Below are 17975 nucleotides of genomic sequence, written 5' to 3'. Positions count from 1 at the left end.
CGCTGGTGCCGGGACCGCTGGCGGCGCAGACCCTGCCCAGCGGGCCGAACGTGGTCGGCGGCAGCGCCAGCGTCGGCACGCCGCGCACCGGCGCCATGCGCGTGGACCAGCGGAGCGACCGCGCCATCATCGACTGGAGCAGCTTCAGCATCGGGGCCGGCGGCTCCGTCCGGGTGCATCAGCCGGGACGTGACGCAGCGCTGCTGAACCGGGTGACCGGAGACCGCCCGACCCGCATCGACGGTTTTCTGGGCGCGAACGGCCAGGTCTTCGTCGTCAACCGCAACGGCATCCTGGTCGGGCGCGAGGGACGTATCGCCACGGCGGGTTTCGTCGGCTCGACGCTGGACATCTCGAACGAGGATTTCACCGCCGGCCGGCTGCGCTTTTCCGGCGACCGGCCCGGCACGGTCGAGAATCGCGGCCACATCGACATCATCCCCGGCGGCTATGCCGCGCTCTTGGGCGGACGGGTCGCCAACAGCGGCACGATCCGCGTGCCGCTGGGCACGGTGGGGCTGGGCGCGGGGCGGCGGGCGGTGCTGAACCTTTCGGGCGACAACTTCCTGTCGGTGGCCCTGCCGCCCGCCGAGGACGGCGAGGCCATGGCGCTGGTCCGGCAGCACGGCCGGATCTCGGCCGATGGCGGCGTGATCGAGATCGAGGCGGCGACGGCACGCCATGCCGCGCGCCATGCGATCAACCTCACCGGCGTGACCGAGGCGCGCACCGTCTCGGGCCGCTCGGGCCGGGTGGTGTTGGGCGGCGGCGACGGCGGCCGGGTGCGGGTCGCGGGCCGGGTCGATGTCAGCGGCGGCCGACGCGCGGCGGCACCAATCACCGCCGAACGGCCTGCGGTGCGGCCCCGGCGCGGCGGCAGCATCACCATCACCGGCGACCGCATCGCGCTGGAGGGCGCCGTTTTGGATGCCAGCGGCACCGGCGGCGGCGGGCTGATCCGCGTCGGCGGCGATTATCGCGGCACCGGCGACCTGCCCCGGGCGCGGCGCACCACGCTGGATGCCAGGGCGCAACTGCTGGCCGACGGGATCGGCCGTGCCGATGGCGGGCGGATCATCGTCTGGTCGGATGCCCATACCCGCTTTGCCGGCGGCGTCTCGGCCCGGGGCGGCACTCAGGGCGGCAACGGCGGCTTTGCCGAGATATCCAGCCGCGGCGAGTTGGCGATCCGCAGTTCCGACGTGCGGGTCTCGGCCCCCCGCGGCCGGCCGGGCACCGTGCTTTTCGACCCGCAGAACCTGCGCATCGTCGGCGAGGACAGCTATGACCCCGACGATCCGACGCATGTGCTGGTGACGGATATCTACAGCATGTTGCTGGATGCGGGGCATTACATCCTGTCGACCGAGGGAGAGGGCGACGATGCCGGCGACCTGGTGGTCGACACGCCGATGACCCTGACCTTCGCCGCCGGCGCGGCCAGCCATCTGGACCTGCGCGCCGACAACGACCTGCTGGTCAACGCCGCGATGAGCTGGAGCGGACCGGGCCAGTTGTCGCTGACCGCGGGCGCCGGCATCACCAGCATCGGCGCGCTGAGCTGGAGCGGCGCCACGGCGCTGAACATGACCGCAGGCGAAAGCATCGCGCTGAACGCGTCGGTGCAGGGACCGGCCGGGGCGCTGAACCTGCAAGCGCCGCTGATCACGGCGATGGCGGGCGTCGCAGTGGACAGCTTCCGCCTGAACGGCGCCTCGCAATGGCGGCAGGTCGCCGCCACGCTGCCCGGCTTTTCGGCGCGCGACTTCGCCATATCCGACACCGCGGGCTTCCTGCGTGCGACGGGCGGCGCCGGGACCGCCGCCAGCCGCTATGTCATCGCCGATGTCTACGGGCTCCAGGGCATCGGCTCGGCCGGCCATGCCGGAGCGCATTACGCCCTGGGCGCCGATATCGCGGCGGCGGGCACGGCCGCCTGGAACCTTGGCGCGGGGTTCCGGCCCATCGGCAGCCGGGGGACGCCGTTCTCGGGCAGCCTCGACGGCGCCGGGGCCGGCGGCGGCCATGCGATCACCGGGCTTGCGCAGGTCGTCTCCTCGGGGCCGGGCGGGCTGTTCGGCACCATCGCCGGCGCCACGATCCGCAACCTGCGCGTGCTGGACATCGACCTGAGCGCGCAGCAAGGCTTTGCCGCCGTCGCAGGCGGCCTGGTCGGAGAGACGCAGGCCGGCGAGGCGCCGAACGTGATCGCGAATGTGCTGGTCACCGGCCGGATCGAAGCCGAGATGGGCGAGGATTCGGTCAGCAGCGCCAGCTTTGGCGGGCTAGCCGGGGTTTTCGGCAACGGCCGCATCACCGGCGCGGAATCGCGCGTCACCCTGGCGCTTTCGGGCGAGGCGGACGGCTGGGGCGACGTGGTTCTTGCCGGCGGCCTTGTCGGGCAGTCGCTGGGCGGGACGACGATCACCGGCAGCCGCTATGCCGGCAGCATCGAATCCGGCTTCGACGGGTCCGAGGACAACAGCGAGGGCTTCGCCCCCGCCTCGCGCATCGGTGGGCTGGTCGGGATGACCGATGACGGCGACAGCATCGCGGATTCAACCGCCGCCGCCCAGATCACCCAGACCGGCAACGGAAACTGGGTCATCGGCGGGCTGGTGGGCGAGAATGCGGGGGCGCTGACCGGGGTCTCGGCAACCGGCGGCATCGCCCTGACGCAGGGAGGGACAGAGACCATCCGCCTGCTGGCCCTTGGCGGCCTGGCCGGGACGAACAGCGGCACCGTCTCGGATGCCTGGAGCGATGTGGCCATGGACCTCGACACCGCGGGCTATGTCCGGGCCGGCGGACTGATCGGCACAAACGAGGGCACGGTCGGCACCGCCTATGCCCTGGGCAGTCTGGGCCTTGCCCTGTCCGGCCTGCCCGAAAGCGGCAGCATCGCCGAGATCGGCGGGCTGATCGGCGCGAATGAAGGCACGATCGCCGATGTCTTTGCCGGCAATGCCGTCGACATCTCGGGTGATGCGGCCGTCGCGGCGGGCGGGCTGGTCGGCTGGAATCCGGGCGAAATCGCCCGAGCCCGCGCCTCGGGCCGCCTGGGGGTGGCGCTGGACGGCACGGGCGGCCCGGATGCGCCGCGCTCGGCCCTGGGCGGGCTGGCGGGCTGGAACGACGGCGGCATCGCCGACGCCTATTCGCTGGCGCCCGTGACCTATTCCGGCAACCTGCCGGCGACCATCGGCGGGTTGGTCGGCTCGAACGCCGGCAGCATCGAGCGCAGCTATGCCGCGGGCCGGATCGCGGCCACCGCAACGCCGGCCCTGCTGCGCACCGGCGGGCTGGTCGGGGCCGATGACGAAGGCGAAGGCACCGGCAGCGTCGCCGTGTCGTTCTGGGACCGCCAGACCAGCGGGCAGCAGCAATCCGCCGGCGGCACCGGGCTGACCACGGCGCAGTTGCGCGATACTGCGGGCTTCATGGGCCGCGCCACGGGCTGGAGCTTTACCACCACCTGGGCGCCGGGCGGCAATGGCGCCTATCCGCAGATCTACAGCATCGACCCCGTGCTCTGGACCCAGCCCACGCCGCTGACCGCGACCTATGGCGACGCCCTGCCCACGCCCGGCGGCACGGTGCATGGGCTGGGGCGCTATCTGTTCGGCGACCAGCCCTTGGTCGCGGGGATCTTCAGCCTGCCGGCGGGCACGCGCAATGCCGGGACTTATGCCATCCAGACGGCGGGCACGGTCACCTCGCCCGGCGGCACCAGCTATGACATCATCGCCTCGGCGGCGAGCCTGACCATCAACCGCGCGCTGCTGACCGTCTCGGCCGACGACCTGAGCAAGATCTATGGCGAGCGGCTGCTGTTCTCGACCGGCGATGCCACCGCGGCCGGGCTGCGCCATGACGACCGGCTGACCGCGGTCGATCTGGCCAGCGCGGGCGCCGAGGCCGGGGCCTGGGTCGCCGGCACGCCCTATGCCATCACCGCAGGCGGAGCCCGGATCGGCGGCGCGGACGGCGATGCGACCGGCAATTACATCATCAGCTATGCCGAGGGCGCGCTGGAGGTGGTGCCGCGCAGCATCATCATCGGCGCGCGCGACAGCCTGGCCCGGTTCGGCACCGCGCCGCTATTGGACTGGGCGCTGACCGGCGGAAGCCTGGCCGAGGGCGACACGATCACCGGCGTCCTGCTGGCCAGCGATGCCACGCCGGCCAGCCCGCCCGGCCTTTATGGCATCACCGCCTCGGATGCGCGGATGCTGGACGGGGCCGAGGCGAACTATGCCATCGCCTATGCGCCGGGAACCTTGCAGATCGTCAACCCGGCCGCGACCCGGGGGATCCCGATCCCGCAGAACACCTTGCCGGGAACGGCGCTGCCGAACCCGACGGACGGCCCGGTGCCCTTCCCGATCACGGTGGCCGGCACGGCTTCGGTGCTGCCGGGCGGGCCGCCGCCGGTCACCTCCGGCCCGCAGGACGACGGGCTGACCCGGCTGGCCGCATTGTCGGACGAGGTCTCGCAGATGATCGACGCCTGCAGCCAGCACGAGGGCCAGGCCGAGGACATGCTGGCCTGCCTGTCGCGGGCGCTGGACCGCTATTCCAGCGCGCTGGATGAGCTTTCGGCCGAACTGCCGCCCTCGATGCAGACGGTCTCGGCCATCCTGCGCCAAGCCAGCGCGGATATCGGCGCGGCGCGCAGCCGGGCGCTGGACCGGCTGGCCACGGCGGGCAGCGAGGCCGAGCGCCGCGCCATCCGCCGCGACGCCCTGCGCGAGGCCAGCCGGACGATGTCGAACGCCCGGGCCGAAATCGTCAAGCAGATCGAATTGCTGCGGGTCGAAGACCCCGAACTGGCCCGCACCCATGCCCGGCAGGAGGGGCTGATCCTTGCCACGGTCGAGAAAGCCGATGCCGTCCTGGTGCGCGCGGTCGGGCTTTAGGCCCGCCGCCATCCTGGCCGCCCTGATCGCGGCGCTGCTGCTGGCCGCACAGGCGGCAGCGGCACCCAAGGTGGCGCTGGTCATCGGCAACGCCGCCTATGACGGCGTGCCGGCGCTGGACAATCCCGCCAACGATGCCGAGGATATGACCGCCGCCCTGCGTGACCTCGGCTTCCAGGTGATCCTGGGCGTGGACAGCGACCAGGCGCAGATGCGGGCGCTGATCGGCCAGTTCGGCGCGGCGGCGCGGACCGCCGAGGTGGCGCTGTTCTATTATGCCGGCCATGCCTTTCAGGTCGCGGACCAAAACTATCTGCTGCCGCGGGATTTTCGGCTGGAGCGGCTCGACCAGGCCACCGCCCGCACCGTTGCGCTGGACGAGGCGATGGCGGCGATGGCGGCGGTGCCGGGGATCAAGATCGTGCTGCTGGACGCCTGCGGCGACAATCCGCTGCGGCTTCCCGACGGCGGCAGCGGATTGGCCCGCATCGGCAGCGCCGCCGATTTCCTGATCGCCTATGCCACCCAGCCCGGTGCCGTGGCCTTCGACGGCGCCGGCCGCAACGGCACCTTCACCGAGGCGCTGCTGAGCCATATCCACACCCCCGCGCAGGACATCGGCGAGATGATGATCGCGGTGCGCAAGGATGTGATGGCGCGCACGGGCGGGCAGCAGATTCCCTGGGACGCCTCGGCGCTGACCCGGCAGTTCCGCTTTGCCGACGGACCGCCCACGGCCTCGCCCGAGACGCTGTTCTACCAGGTCGCCGTCCGCGCCGCCGACCCGGCGCTGCTGCGCCTTTACCTTCAGCGCTATCCCAACGGCAGTCATGTCGGCGAGGTGCTGGCGCTGCTGGCGCAGGACCCCGCCCGCTCAGGCCAGGCGCGGCGCAGCCTGGGACCCGAGGCCGAGGGCGCGGCGGGCGAGCAGCTTTGGGATCTGGCGCGGCGCAGCCGGCTGAAGCCGCTGCTGGAAAGCTATGCCCGCAGCTATCCCAACGGGCCGCATATCGACGAGGCGCGGCGCATGCTGGCCGAACTGTCCGCCGAAACCGACCCCGGCCCGGCCCGGCGCTGCGAATTGCTGGCCACCCATCCGCGCGACGGGACCGAGACCACGCCCGGCATCTCCTACGAGCTTCTGGCGCAGAACGCCGTCGAGGCGATGCGGTCCTGCGAAGAGGCCAGCCGCCTCGACCCCCGGCAGGCGAAATACGTCGCGCTGCTGGCGCGGGCCACCGCGGCGGCCGGCCTGCGGGCCGAGGCGGTCGCGCTTTACGAAAACGCGGCCGGGCGCGGCGACCTGCGGGCCATGGTCAGCCTGGCGCTGCTGAAGGAAACCGGCGACGGCGTAGCGCCCGACCCTGCCGGGGCCCTGGCGCTTTACGAAAGGGCCGCCGCCGCCGGCAGCGCCGACGCGGCGATCAATCTGGCGGTGACGCTTCTGGACAGCCGGCGCCCCCAGGACCGGCAGCGGGGCATCGCGCTGATGCAGCAGGCTTCGCAGGCCGGATCGCCCATCGCCACCTTCAACCTGGGCGTTCTGGCGCAAGAGGGCCGCTTCGGCGATCCCGGCGACGCCCGGACACTGTTCGAACGCGCCGCGCGCGAGGGCGAGCCGCGCGGCCATCGCGCAGCAGCCGTGCTGCTGGACGAGGGGCGCGGCCTGCCCCGCGACCCCTCGCGCGCGGCGGTGCAACTGCTGCTGGGGGTCGCCTCGGACGATGGCAGCCTGCTGCGCGAGCTGGCCGAGCGGGACGGGAACTGGAACCCCGAGACGCTGAGCGCGCTGCAACGCCGCTTGGCGCGGGCGGGGCTTTATCAGGGCGAGGCAGACGGCGAACCCGGCCCGGCACTGGATCAGGCGTTGGAGCTGTGGCGCAACGGCGGCTTCGACACCGCCGCACTGTCAGGCTGAGCGATGCCCGGAGATTGCGCACCGCCCGCCGATCCGACAGAAGCGCACCCGTCGAACGCCGCGGTGCATCCCGCCGGGACAGGTCGGCCTGACGACCGGGCGGAATGCAGCAAAACTGGCCGGATCGGCAGATATCGGGGAGGCCGCCGATCCGGCCGATTCCTCCCCTCGCGACAACGAAAAGCCTGCGGCCTACCGGATGAAAGACAGCGCCGCAGCCGCAACAGAAGGCGCGGAATGCACCCCGGCCGTGCCAGCCCCTAGCAACTCCCGACCGGGCTGGCCTGCGTCTCGGAGGTCATGAGCACCAGGATCGACGCCAGGTTCCTGACCATCCGCTGCGATCCTTCGTCCGCCACGGTGCCCGCAATGGCCATGGCGATCTCGGCCGCGATCTGCAGGGCGTCATGCTGCCCGTTCAGATAGCCGGAATAATAGCAGCTCCGCTCTTTGTCCTTGCCGAAATGATATTCGACAAGCGCCTTCCATTCCCCGTCCGAGATGATCGAAGCCGCATGCTTCTCGGCCTTGAGCACCTGCAACTCTCTCACAGCACAGCTCACACCCGGTCTCCTTCGGATCGTCCATGAATAAGCTGGAGGTCGGCTGAGCGCACCCGGACGGATGCGCTCAGTCACATGTCAGAAAGCGAAGTTCACACCGACGCGGATGCTGTGATGCTCGGGCGTCGCCCGGGTCGTGTAACCGGCCGCATCGGTCAGGGTCGTCTTGCCGAACTGCCGGAACTCCCATTCCCCGAACAGCGACGCCCGCTCGTTCAGCCTCTTCTCGACGCCCAGCCCGACGGTCAGGGCGCTGTCGGTGAAATCGCCGTCGTAACGCATGCCGGCGCCGGTCACCGTGTAGTCGAACGAGCCGTGCGCAATGCCGACGGACCCGTAGAACAGCAGGTCCTCGGCTTCGTTCAGCACGCCGGTCTTCCAGCGCAGCGACAAGAGACCGTTCAGCTCGCTCGACGCGGATTCGCCCGCCCGCGAAAAGCTGTCATCCGCGCCGCCGGCCTCATAGGCCAGTTCGGGGCCGGTCACGATCTGCCGGCCGCGAACCTCGCGCTGCCATCGATAGCCCATCTGAAGGGAAAAGGTCGCGCCCCGGATATCGACCGAACCCGGCGTATAGGCCGCGCCGCCGCCCGGCTGCGAGATGCCGACCCGGTCATCCGAGCCGAAAGCGGATCCGAGGGCACCGCCCAGATACAGCCCCTCCCAGCTCCCGATGGCGGGCGCGACCTCTTGCGGCATGACGACCGGAGTCTCGACCACGGGAATGGTGAAGCCGCCGCCAAATGCCGGAACCGCGGCCAGCAGAACGCTCGTCGAAATAGCAATACTTTTAAACATATTATGACCTCTGGGTGTTATTGGGCAGCAATCAGCGGGCGGTTGTTCTGCAGATGGCGCATGCCCATCTTGCGGGCCTGGCGACCGGACGGCAGGTATCGGGCCGGGGTCGGAACATGGTCGGGATCGGCCAGTTGCGGGAAAAGCGTAAAGATTTCCTCGGCAGCCGCCTTGCCGACGGCCTTCAACGCCTCGGCGCCGGTATAAAGCGATTCCGTCTCGGCGCCGTTCGACAGCACCACCTCGTGCCGGTCGAACAGCATGTGGAAATATTCCACCTCTTGCAGGTCGTTCGCGATATCGAACCCTTCCAGCAGCACCAGTTGCTTGGCCGCCACCAGCACCTCGCGCGTCTTGAACATCTTCTGCGCGATGTTCGAGCGCACCAGGACCCGGTGCTGCGGCGAGACCAGAAGATCGGCGACCGGCAGGCCCTTGCCCAGGGCGCCCGCGGCAATGCGGATCGGCCGCAGGTTCGGCATGGCTTTCAGCTCTGCCGCGCTCAGCTTGCGCGAGCCGATCCAGCGGATCGGTTGCAGGCCGTTGTCCCGCGTCTGGACCAGATCGCCGGCCCGCAGGGTCTCGATCGCCACCTCGTCATCGGCCACCGCGATCCGCGTGCCCCTGGCAAAGCAGGGAACCCTGGTGTTTTCCTCGTTCAGCAGTTCCGCCGAAACGAAGGTGCCGCCATTCGTCACCGGGTCGTAGCTGCTGAAGATACGCAGCCCGCCGGCCGAGGCCAGCGCACCCTGCGATTGTTCATAGCGCAGCCAGTCAAGCGGGGTGTTGAACTGAAGGCCGGGGTTGGCGGCATTCCACGCCGCCAGCCTGGTCTGGTTGTAAAAGGCGGACAGGTCGACAAGGTCGTTGTTGCTGCTGTCCGCGTCGCCGATGCCCTCGGTCGCGTTGAAATCGGTGATCGTGTCCGCCGTGCCGTCCGCGATGAACACGTCCGCATCCAGGCCGCCGGTCAGCGTATCGGCGCCCGCACCACCGTCCAAGGTGTCCCTGCCCGCGCCGCCCAGCAGAGTATCGCTCCCGGCGCCGCCAAGCAGGGAATCGTGCCCCGCACCGCCGTCAACCAGATCGTTCCCGGCTTCGCCCAAAAGGAGATCGTCGCCGGTACCGCCATAGATCAGGTCATGGTCGGCACCGCCTGCAAGCGTATCGTTTCCGGCATCGCCGTGAAGCGTATCGTTTCCGGCATCGCCGTAGACCAAGTCGTTATCATCACCGCCATAGACGAGATCACCGCCACCCCCAGCCCAGATCCGGTCGTTTCCTTCGTCGCCGTAAATCGTGTCAGCATGACCGGCAGTGGCCCCGCCGCCATCCCCGACGATGCGATCATTTCCAGTACCGCCATATAGCAGGTCGGAGCCCATCATGCCTTGAATATAATCGTCGCCGGCGCCACCAAAGATGGTGTCATTGCCGTCAGGCGTGCTGTCTATTCTTGCACCGTAAAGGTAGTCGTCGCCATCGCCCCCGTCGATGGAATCACCGCCTATCGAGCCTGTGATGGTATCGCTGCCCCCTCCGCCATAGAGCGTGTCCGCCCCCATGTCGACGTCAGAGCCGTTCATCAGGTCGTTGCCGTCGTTGCCATAGACCAGATCAAAGCCATTGCCCCTGTGGAATTCGTCGTCCTGGGGTGTTCCGTTAAGGATGTCGTTGCCGTTCGTCCCTGGAATAATAGCCACTCGTTAATCCCCTCGATCGTATTGTGACAGCGCCTTTTGGCTGGTGCGCGAAACACGCATGCGGGGCTGGATGGGCCACTCGCACCGAACGACATACGCAGGCCCGCGCGCTAAACCGAGGCGCGAGTCCCGAGTGCCTCGCCATCTGTCACGAAAAGCATTTCATGCATCGTGAAATGCGTGGATGAGGGGGTGATCGGCCTTTCGCGGCCCGACGCCGCCGCAGGATGCAGTTGAAAGCGATTCTGTGGCAAAGCGCCGGCCCCTTGCCGGTCGGCTGCGCCAAAGGCGGGCAACATCAAAGCCATAACCGCAGAATCCCCATCGGATGCCGCCAATGGCAGTCCCGGCCATGCGGCCGGCAAACCGCGCGATGCTTGCCCGGCCCGTTGCCGAGACACGGCCCGGATCGCGCGGCCGTCAGTCGCCGCCAGGTTGTCGGCCCAGGTTGTCGGCACTGGGCCGTCCGAATGTCGCGAATTGCGAGGCTGCCGCCCCGGTTGCGCCCGGCCCGGCGCAGGCGTGTCACCCTATCGAAAGCCTGCGGTTCCAGCGTTCGATAAAATCCGACCGCCTGCCCCGCGCCACGGGCAACAAAGTATCGTCGTCAAGATAGACCAGCATATTGTCATTGGCGACGTTCACGCGTTCGATCCCGCTCCAGGACACCCAATGCGACCTGTGGATGCAATAGCCGAACTCATCCGGGATCTGTTCCAGAAAGTCGCGGATCCTGCCGCGCAGGAAATATTTCTCGCCCTTGAAGGTCGAAATCGAAATGTAATGTTCCTGCGAGGATACCGAGCGGATGCATTGCGCCAGAAACCTCTTGTCCGAAACGGTGATGACGCACATGTCGGATGCGGTTTCGCCCCCCTCGGGCACCAAAGGGTCCAGGGGCAGCACCTCTGCCAAGGCTTGCACCGGCGGCTGGAGGGCGAACACCTCGGCCGGTTCGGGCTGCGTCACATGCCGGATGACATCGGGAAGGACAAAGATTCCAAAAACGACTTCCAGCCCAAGGAAGATCGCGAAATGGAAAACCCACAGGAACGTGGTTTCACGAACGGGCAATCTTGGCCCATCGAACAGCGAAACGCTCCATTCGCCCAGAAACGTCGCGATGAACGATGTCAGCAGGACCATCCAGATCGTATGGACGCTGCGAATGCCAAGCCGGCCGCCGAATTTTCCCGAAAGCGATAGAAACAGGAAATACAGGGCAAAGACGACCACCCCCATGGAAAATATTATCGAAACGGACTGCCATTTATCCAGTTCGGCATGGGCCCGATAGGGGCGCATCAAGACGAACAGGACCATGCAGAAAATGGCAAAGATCTGGAACCTGCAATTCCTGACAATGGCGCGGATGAACAGGGGGCAAGGCGTTACGGACGAGCCGTTGCAAAACGTGACAACGGTTTTTGGGGATACCTCCATGTTCCTCTCCAATCATTAACAACTCACCGTCAACCTTGAACCTGGCAAGTTCTACCCAATACTATGTGGACACAGGATACTGTCTGGTTAACACCCTGCGCGATTCCATCGCACTCAACCCTTGCGGTCGACAGTCATGCCGGATCGCTTTTTTCAGGTGGCGGTCGGCGGCGGGGCCCTTGCCTGGCTCTCCAACCGTTTCCGCAACTGGCGATCCGTCCTTGCCGACAGTTCAGGCATGAACTGCATCTTCGGACAGTGCCGCGATACGCGTATTGTCCACATCGCGCACGCCTATAGGTATGTGCAATCTCCCAGCCGAGGCGTGAGTCTTGAGCGTCCCGTTTGTTGTCACGAATCGCCATTCATGTGTCATGAAATGCGATTCGCAGCAATACTGCGCGGCCCGGGATCGCGCGCAGGTGGAGGCCGGGCAAGACGCGCGGAAGGTTCCCCGCCCCCGGGGCCTGCCGCCTTGACCCGGCAACGGCGGTTGGCCCGGGCAGCCATCCCGGCTAAAACCCCCGCGCGACGGATTCGGAAAGGAAAGCGCGCATGTCCGCGACCGAGAAGATCGCCTTCGGCAGCATCGTCGTCGGCCTGATCGTGCTGGCGCTCAAGGCGCTGGCCTGGTGGCTGACCGGCTCGGTCGCGCTGCTTTCGGATGCGCTGGAAAGCACAGTGAACGTGGCCACCGCCGTCGCCGCGCTGATCGCCATCCGCGTCGCCGCCAAGCCCGCCGACAGGGACCATCCCTATGGCCATCACAAGGCGGAATTCTTCAGCGCCGTGCTGGAGGGGGTGATGATCATCGTCGCCGCACTGCTGATCCTGCGCGAAGCCTGGCACGGTTTCCAGAACCCGCGCATGCTGGACGCGCCGCTGGAGGGGCTGCTGGTCAACGGCCTGGCCAGCGTGCTGAACGGGCTGTGGTGCTGGGTGCTGATCACCCGCGGCCGCCGGCTGAGATCGCCGGCGCTGGTCGCGGATGGGCGTCACCTGCTGTCGGACGTGATCTCGTCCGTGGGCGTGGTGGCCGGCGTGACGCTGGCGGTCGTGACCGGCTGGGCGGTGCTGGACCCGGCGCTGGCGGCGCTGGTCGCGCTCAACATCCTGTGGTCGGGGTGGAAGGTGATGGCCAGCTCGCTGTCGGGGCTGATGGACGAGGCGGTGTCCGAGGACACGCTGGCCGATATCCGCGCCACCATCTCGGACGCCGCCGCCGGCGCCATCGAGGCGCATGACCTGCGCACCCGCCATGCCGGACCGCGCACCTTCATCGACTTCCACCTGGTGGTGGACGGCCAGACCACGGTCGATGCGGCCCACGACATCTGCGACCGGATCGAGCAGGCGCTGAAGCGCAAGCTGCCCGGCGCGCTGATCACCATCCATGTCGAGCCCGAGCACAAGGCCAAGCATTCGGGCGTGGTGGTGATCTAGCGCAGCCGCCGGCCCTCGGCGTCGAAGTGAAAGGCGCGGTTCGGCTCGAAGCCCAGTCCCACCACCTCGTCCACGGCATAGTCCTGCTCGCCGAACAGCCGCACGGTCAGAAGCCCGTGGTCGTCCGAGGAAAGATAGACCAGCGTCTCGCCGCCCAGCTTCTCGACATGGCTGACGCGGCCGCTGATCTGGCCGCCGCCGGGCACCAGATGCTCGGGGCGGATGCCCAGCCTGTCCGAGCGCAGGCCCAACTTGCCGGCATCGAGGAAATTCATCTGCGGGCTGCCGATGAAACCGGCGACGAAGGTGTTGTCCGGGTCGTTGTAGAGGTCCATCGGCCGGCCGACCTGCTCGACCACGCCGCCGCGCAGGACGACGATCTTGTCGGCAAGCGTCATCGCCTCGACCTGGTCGTGGGTGACGTAGATCATCGTCGCGCCCAATTCGCGATGCAGCCGGGCGATCTCGATGCGGGTCTGCACGCGCAGCGCGGCGTCAAGGTTCGACAGTGGCTCGTCGAACAGAAACAGCTTGGGCCGCCGCACGATGGCGCGGCCGATGGCGACGCGCTGGCGCTGGCCGCCCGACAGCTCGGCCGGGCGCCGCTCCAGCAGATGCGCCAGCGCCAGCATCTCGGCCGCCTTCTCGGTCGCCTGCAGGATCTGCGCCCGGGGCGTGCCGGCCTGCTTCAGCGCCAGCCCCATGTTGTCGCGCACGGTCAGGTGCGGGTAGAGCGCATAGCTCTGGAACACCATGGCGATCTCGCGCCGGGCCGGGGCCAGGTCGTTGACGCGCGCGCCGTCGATGGTCACGTCGCCCGAGGTCACGTCCTCGAGCCCGGCGATCATGCGCAGAAGCGTGGACTTGCCGCAACCCGAGGGGCCGACGAAGACGCAGAACTCGCCATCCTCGACATTCAGGTCGACGCCCTTGATGACCTGGGTGGTGCCGAAGGACTTGGTGACTTGGTTAAGGGTCAGGGCTCCCATCGGGATCACTCCTTGTTGGCGTTCATGTCGATGGCCGTCATTTCACCGCGCCGGCGGTGATGCCGCGGATGAGCTGGCGCGAGAAGATCAGGTAGAGCACCAGCACCGGCAGGATGGCGAGGCTCAGCGCCGCCAGCACAGCGTTCCAGTTGGTGACGAACTGGCCGATGAAGACCTGGCTGCCCAGCGTGATGGTCTTGGTTGCCTCGCTGGGCGCCAGGATCAGCGGAAACCACAGGTCGTTCCAGATCGGGATCATGGTAAAGACGGCAACGGTGGCCATGGCGGGGCGCACCAAGGGCAGGACCAGCCGGAAGAAGATGGTGTATTCCGAAAGCCCGTCGATGCGGCCGGCATTCTTCAGGTCGTCCGAGACGCCGCGCATGAATTCCGACAGGATGAACACCGCGAGCGGCAGCCCCTGCGCCGTATAGACCAGCACCAGCGCCGTCAGCGTGTTCACCAGCCCCGATGCCACCATCATCTGCAGGATGGCGACGGTGCCCAGCCGGATCGGGATCATGATCCCCAGCGCGAGATACAGCCCCATCAGCATGTTGCCGCGAAAGCGGTATTCCGACAGGGCGAATGCCGCCATGGCGCCGAACAGCAGCACGAAGAACAGGCTGGCCACGGTCACGATCAGCGAGTTCTGGAAATAAAGGACGAAATCCCCCTGCGCCAGCACCGTGCGATAGCCGACCAGGTCGAAGCTTTCGGCCGTCGGCACGGCCAGCGGATCGGCAAATATCGCGCGGCGGTTCTTGAAACTGTTGATGACCACGACGAAGACCGGGAACAGCGCGATCACCGTGTAAAGGATCAGCACGGCATGGGCGGCCAGGCTGCGTGCGGTGGAATGGCGGGCTTGGCTCATGGTCTCACCTCAGAACTGATAGCGGCGCAGCCGGCGCTGGATGGCGAACAGGTAGAAGCTGACACCCAGCAGGATGATGCCGAACATGGCGGTGGCGATGGTCGCGCCCATATGCGGATCGCCGATCTGCAACTGGAAGCCGAAGAAGGTGCGGTAAAGGAACGTCCCCAGGATGTCGGTCGAGAAATTCGGCCCCGCCAAGGCCCCCTGGGTGACGTAGATCAGGTCGAAGGCGTTGAAGTTGCCGACGAAGGTCAGGATCGAGATGATGCCGATCGAGGGCAGGATCAGCGGCAGCTTGATCTTCCAGAACTGCGACCAGCCGGTGACGCCGTCCATCTCGGCCGCCTCGATCACCTCGTCGGGGATCGACAGCAGCGCGGCATAGATCAGCATCATCGGGATGCCGACGAACTGCCAGACCGAGATCAGCGCCAGCGTGGTCAACGCCGTGCCTTCGCGGCCCAGCCAGGGCGCGAACAGCCCCTTCAGCCCGACGGCATCCAGCATCCCCGGCGCAATGCCCCAGATCGGCGACAGGATCAGCTTCCAGACGAAGCCGACGATGACGAAAGACAGGATGGTCGGGATGAAGATGGCGGTGCGATAAAACGCCGCCCCCCGCAGCCGCGGCGAGCTCAGCAGCGCCGCCAGCGCCACGCCGACCGGGTTCTGCACCAGCATGTGGACCAGGAAGAACCAGGCGTTGTTGCCCAGCGCGTTCCAGAAGCTCGCCGACCAGCGCGGATCGCCGAACAGCGTGGCAAAGTTTCGCAGGCCCACGAAGACCCGCCCTTCCTCGCCCGTATTGAACAGCGACAGGTTCAGCGTCCCGAACAGCGGAACGATCATGATGGCGGTATAGACCAGCACCGCAGGCGCAAGAAACACCGCGATATGCCAGCGAAACGCTTTCCGCTGCGCCATGACGCCCTCCTTTTTCCGTTTGAAAAATACCCTCGGGGGGTGCGGGGGGCGGAAAGCCCCCCGCCATCGCCGGGCCGTCAGGCCCGGCCAGGCGTCACTTCTGCTGCGGCGCGTGCCACGCGGCCAGGCCCTGTTGCAGCCTCTCGGCCGCGGCCTCGGGCGTCTCGGCGCCGGTGATCACGTTGGCCGAGGCGGTCCAGGTCTCGTTCTCCAGGTTCGGCGTGCCGCGCGACAGGATCTGGTAGGTCGAGCGGATGGTGGGCTCACAGGTCTCGCGCCAGCCGACGAATTCCCTGGCCAGCGGATCCTCCATCTCGACCGGGGCCGAGTTCAGCGAGAAGAAGCCCGGCAGCGCATTGGCGTAAAGCGAGGCGAATTCCGACGAGCCGACCCATTCCAGGAATTTTCGCGCCTCTTCCGGGTGCTTCGTCGCGGCATTCATGCCCAGCGCGATATCGGTATGGTCGCTGATATAGCAGGTGTCGCCCTCGGCCGGGACGGGCGGCGGGAAGGCACCCATCTCGAAGGCGCCGCCGATCTGCGGGCCGAAGACGCCGATCTCCCACGAGCCAGCCGGATAGATCGCGGCGCGACCCAGCGTGAACAGGTTCTGGCTGTCGGGATAGGTCTGCGCCTCGAACCCGTCGCCCAGGTAGTCCTTCCACTTCGCCAGTTGGCGGAAGGGCGCGACCCAGCCATCGTCGGTCAGGCTCGACGTGCCCTCGATCAATGCCTTGCGGCCCTCCTCGCCATGCCAGTAGTTCGGGCCGATGTTCTGATAGCCCATGGTCGCCGCTTCCCACTGGTCGGCCGTGCCCATGGCCATCGGGATATAGGTGCCGTCTTCCTTGATCTTGTCGAGCAGCGCAAAGAACTCCGCCTCGGTCCTGGGCGGGGTCAGGCCCAGTTCGTCGAAGGCGGTCTTGTTGTAGATGAAGCCATGGATCACCGAGGCCATCGGCACGCAGAAGGTCTGGGCGCCGTCATCGGTCTGCCAGGCCGATTTGGCCACGTCCGAGAAATTGGCCATCGCCGCCAGGTCGCTCAGATCGGCCAGCTTGCCCTTCTTGAACAGTTCCAGCGAGGCGTCGAAGGGCCGGCAGGTGATCAGGTCGCCGGCCGAGCCCGCATCCAGCTTGGAGTTCAGCACCGCGTTGTATTCCGGCGGCGCCGAGGGCGCGAAATTGATCTTGATGCCGGGATTGGCGGCCTCGAAGGCCGGGATGATCTTTTCCTGCCAGATGGCGAGGTCGTCGTTGCGCCAGCTCTCGATGGTCAGCGTGACGTCCTGGGCCCAGGCGGCGCCGGTCAGCAGGGTGCTGGTCAGCAGTGCCAGGCGGATGGTCTTGGTCATGGTCTTCTCCCTTCGGCATCGGGTCTCTCGCGGACCCTCTGGTTGAAATCAGATCAGCGGGGCCAGCAGGCCCCCGGTTTCGGCCAGCCGCGCCTCGGCCGTGTCAGACGCCATGCCGCGCGCGACCAGGATCGCGGGCTTGACCGCGCCGCCGGTGCGCGACAGCGCGACCTCGGCCTCGTCGCGGGTCACGCCCGCCACGGCGGCGACGATGCGGGCGGCGCGGTCCACCAGCTTGATGTTGTCGGCCACCAGGTTGACCATGTAGCCGTCATGGACATGGCCCAGCCGGATCGCGACCAGCACCGAGAGCATGTTCAGCGCCACCTTTTGCGCCGTGGCAGCCCCCATGCGGGTCGAGCCCGAGACGACCTCGGCCCCGGTCTCGATCAGCACCGGAATGTCGGCGCGTTCCAGCAGGGCCGAGCCCGCAACATTGGCAAAGCCGGCCACGGTCACGCCGCGCTCCTGCGCAGCCGTGGCAATCGCCAGCGCATAGGGCGTGCGCCCCGAGGCCGAGAGGCACAAGATCACATCCCCCGCCGCAAGCCCGGCCCGGTCCAGATCGGCCAGCGCCAGCGCCGGGTCATCCTCGACGCTGCCCTTCAGATGCAAAAGCGCCTCGGCCCCGCCGGCGAACATCATGGGCGTGCGTTCGGGCGCGATGCCGAAGGTGCCGGCCAGTTCCAGGCAATCCGCCAGTGCCATCAGCCCCGAGGAACCGGCCCCGGCATAGCCGAGCTTGCCGCCCCGGCGCAGCGCAGCGCCGGCGGCCTCGGCCGCGCGCTCAAGCGCCGGCAACGCGGCTTCCAGCGCGGCCAGCGCCGAGACCTGCGCCTGAAGCAGGATGCCCAGCACATCGCCGCCGGAGCGCGCGTGAAGCCCTGTCGATGCCGGATGCCTTGCCTCGGTGCCGGATGCGGTCATGTGATTCCCCCTGTTCCGTTGATAATGCCAAAACAATACCAATTGTAAAGACCCTTCTTAAAAATCTACATAGAACGGCGTTTTCTTGGGATAATCAAAATACCCCTTCCCTTT

At 67.6% G+C, this 17975-nt stretch carries 12 protein-coding genes; 3 read left to right on the top strand and 9 right to left on the bottom strand.

What is annotated here, in order from left to right:
- The first annotated feature begins 5 nt into the window (after nucleotides 1-5).
- Nucleotides 6-4919, top strand: coding sequence for a two-partner secretion domain-containing protein (locus BLT64_RS08000; RefSeq protein ID WP_011748741.1), 4914 nt, complete (start codon nucleotides 6-8; stop codon nucleotides 4917-4919).
- Complete coding sequence (locus tag BLT64_RS07995) at nucleotides 4888-6837, top strand: caspase family protein (RefSeq protein ID WP_011748742.1); 1950 nt, start codon at nucleotides 4888-4890, stop codon at nucleotides 6835-6837. Before BLT64_RS08000 ends, BLT64_RS07995 begins: the two co-directional genes overlap by 32 nt.
- 260 nt (nucleotides 6838-7097) lie before the next feature.
- On the opposite strand, the gene BLT64_RS07990 is transcribed toward BLT64_RS07995, so the two are convergent.
- The 4 genes from BLT64_RS07990 to BLT64_RS07960 form a co-directional block, all read right to left on the bottom strand.
- Nucleotides 7098-7400 carry a hypothetical protein gene (locus tag BLT64_RS07990; protein WP_128492955.1) on the bottom strand — a complete coding sequence of 101 codons (303 nt, stop codon included), beginning with the start codon at nucleotides 7398-7400 and terminating at the stop codon, nucleotides 7098-7100.
- Nucleotides 7401-7478: 78 nt separating this feature from the next.
- Nucleotides 7479-8198, bottom strand: coding sequence for an outer membrane protein (locus BLT64_RS07985; protein WP_011748744.1), 720 nt, complete (start codon nucleotides 8196-8198; stop codon nucleotides 7479-7481).
- Between the two features lie 17 nt (nucleotides 8199-8215).
- Complete coding sequence (locus BLT64_RS26280) at nucleotides 8216-9901, bottom strand: Hint domain-containing protein (protein WP_011748745.1); 1686 nt, start codon at nucleotides 9899-9901, stop codon at nucleotides 8216-8218.
- Between the two features lie 525 nt (nucleotides 9902-10426).
- Nucleotides 10427-11206 (bottom strand): LytTR family DNA-binding domain-containing protein, encoded by a 780-nt coding sequence (locus BLT64_RS07960; RefSeq protein WP_175474403.1) that lies wholly within the window; start codon nucleotides 11204-11206, stop codon nucleotides 10427-10429.
- A 693-nt stretch (nucleotides 11207-11899) separates the two neighbouring features.
- Between BLT64_RS07960 and BLT64_RS07955 the strand changes: the two genes are divergently transcribed.
- Nucleotides 11900-12787 carry a cation diffusion facilitator family transporter gene (locus tag BLT64_RS07955; protein ID WP_011748748.1) on the top strand — a complete coding sequence of 296 codons (888 nt, stop codon included), beginning with the start codon at nucleotides 11900-11902 and terminating at the stop codon, nucleotides 12785-12787.
- Here BLT64_RS07955 and BLT64_RS07950 read toward each other — a convergent pair.
- The 5 genes from BLT64_RS07950 to BLT64_RS07930 form a co-directional block, all read right to left on the bottom strand.
- Nucleotides 12784-13776, bottom strand: a complete 993-nt coding sequence (locus tag BLT64_RS07950) for an ABC transporter ATP-binding protein (RefSeq protein WP_011748749.1) — start codon at nucleotides 13774-13776, stop codon at nucleotides 12784-12786. The genes BLT64_RS07955 and BLT64_RS07950 overlap by 4 nt on opposite strands.
- 37 nt (nucleotides 13777-13813) lie before the next feature.
- Complete coding sequence (locus BLT64_RS07945) at nucleotides 13814-14653, bottom strand: carbohydrate ABC transporter permease (RefSeq protein ID WP_011748750.1); 840 nt, start codon at nucleotides 14651-14653, stop codon at nucleotides 13814-13816.
- A gap of 9 nt (nucleotides 14654-14662) precedes the next feature.
- Nucleotides 14663-15580 (bottom strand): carbohydrate ABC transporter permease, encoded by a 918-nt coding sequence (locus BLT64_RS07940; RefSeq protein WP_011748751.1) that lies wholly within the window; start codon nucleotides 15578-15580, stop codon nucleotides 14663-14665.
- 94 nt (nucleotides 15581-15674) lie between these two features.
- Complete coding sequence (locus BLT64_RS07935; protein WP_011748752.1) at nucleotides 15675-16934, bottom strand: ABC transporter substrate-binding protein; 1260 nt, start codon at nucleotides 16932-16934, stop codon at nucleotides 15675-15677.
- Between the two features lie 48 nt (nucleotides 16935-16982).
- Entirely contained in the window at nucleotides 16983-17861 is an 879-nt protein-coding gene (locus BLT64_RS07930) for an N-acetylmuramic acid 6-phosphate etherase (protein WP_011748753.1), read from the bottom strand.
- Between the last annotated feature and the right edge of the window lie 114 nt (nucleotides 17862-17975).

The sequence above is a fragment of the Paracoccus denitrificans genome (assembly GCF_900100045.1).
Lineage (GTDB): Bacteria > Pseudomonadota > Alphaproteobacteria > Rhodobacterales > Rhodobacteraceae > Paracoccus > Paracoccus denitrificans.
The sequence above is the reverse complement of the archived record's forward strand: the minus strand, read 5'-3'. Positions and strand labels throughout refer to the sequence as shown.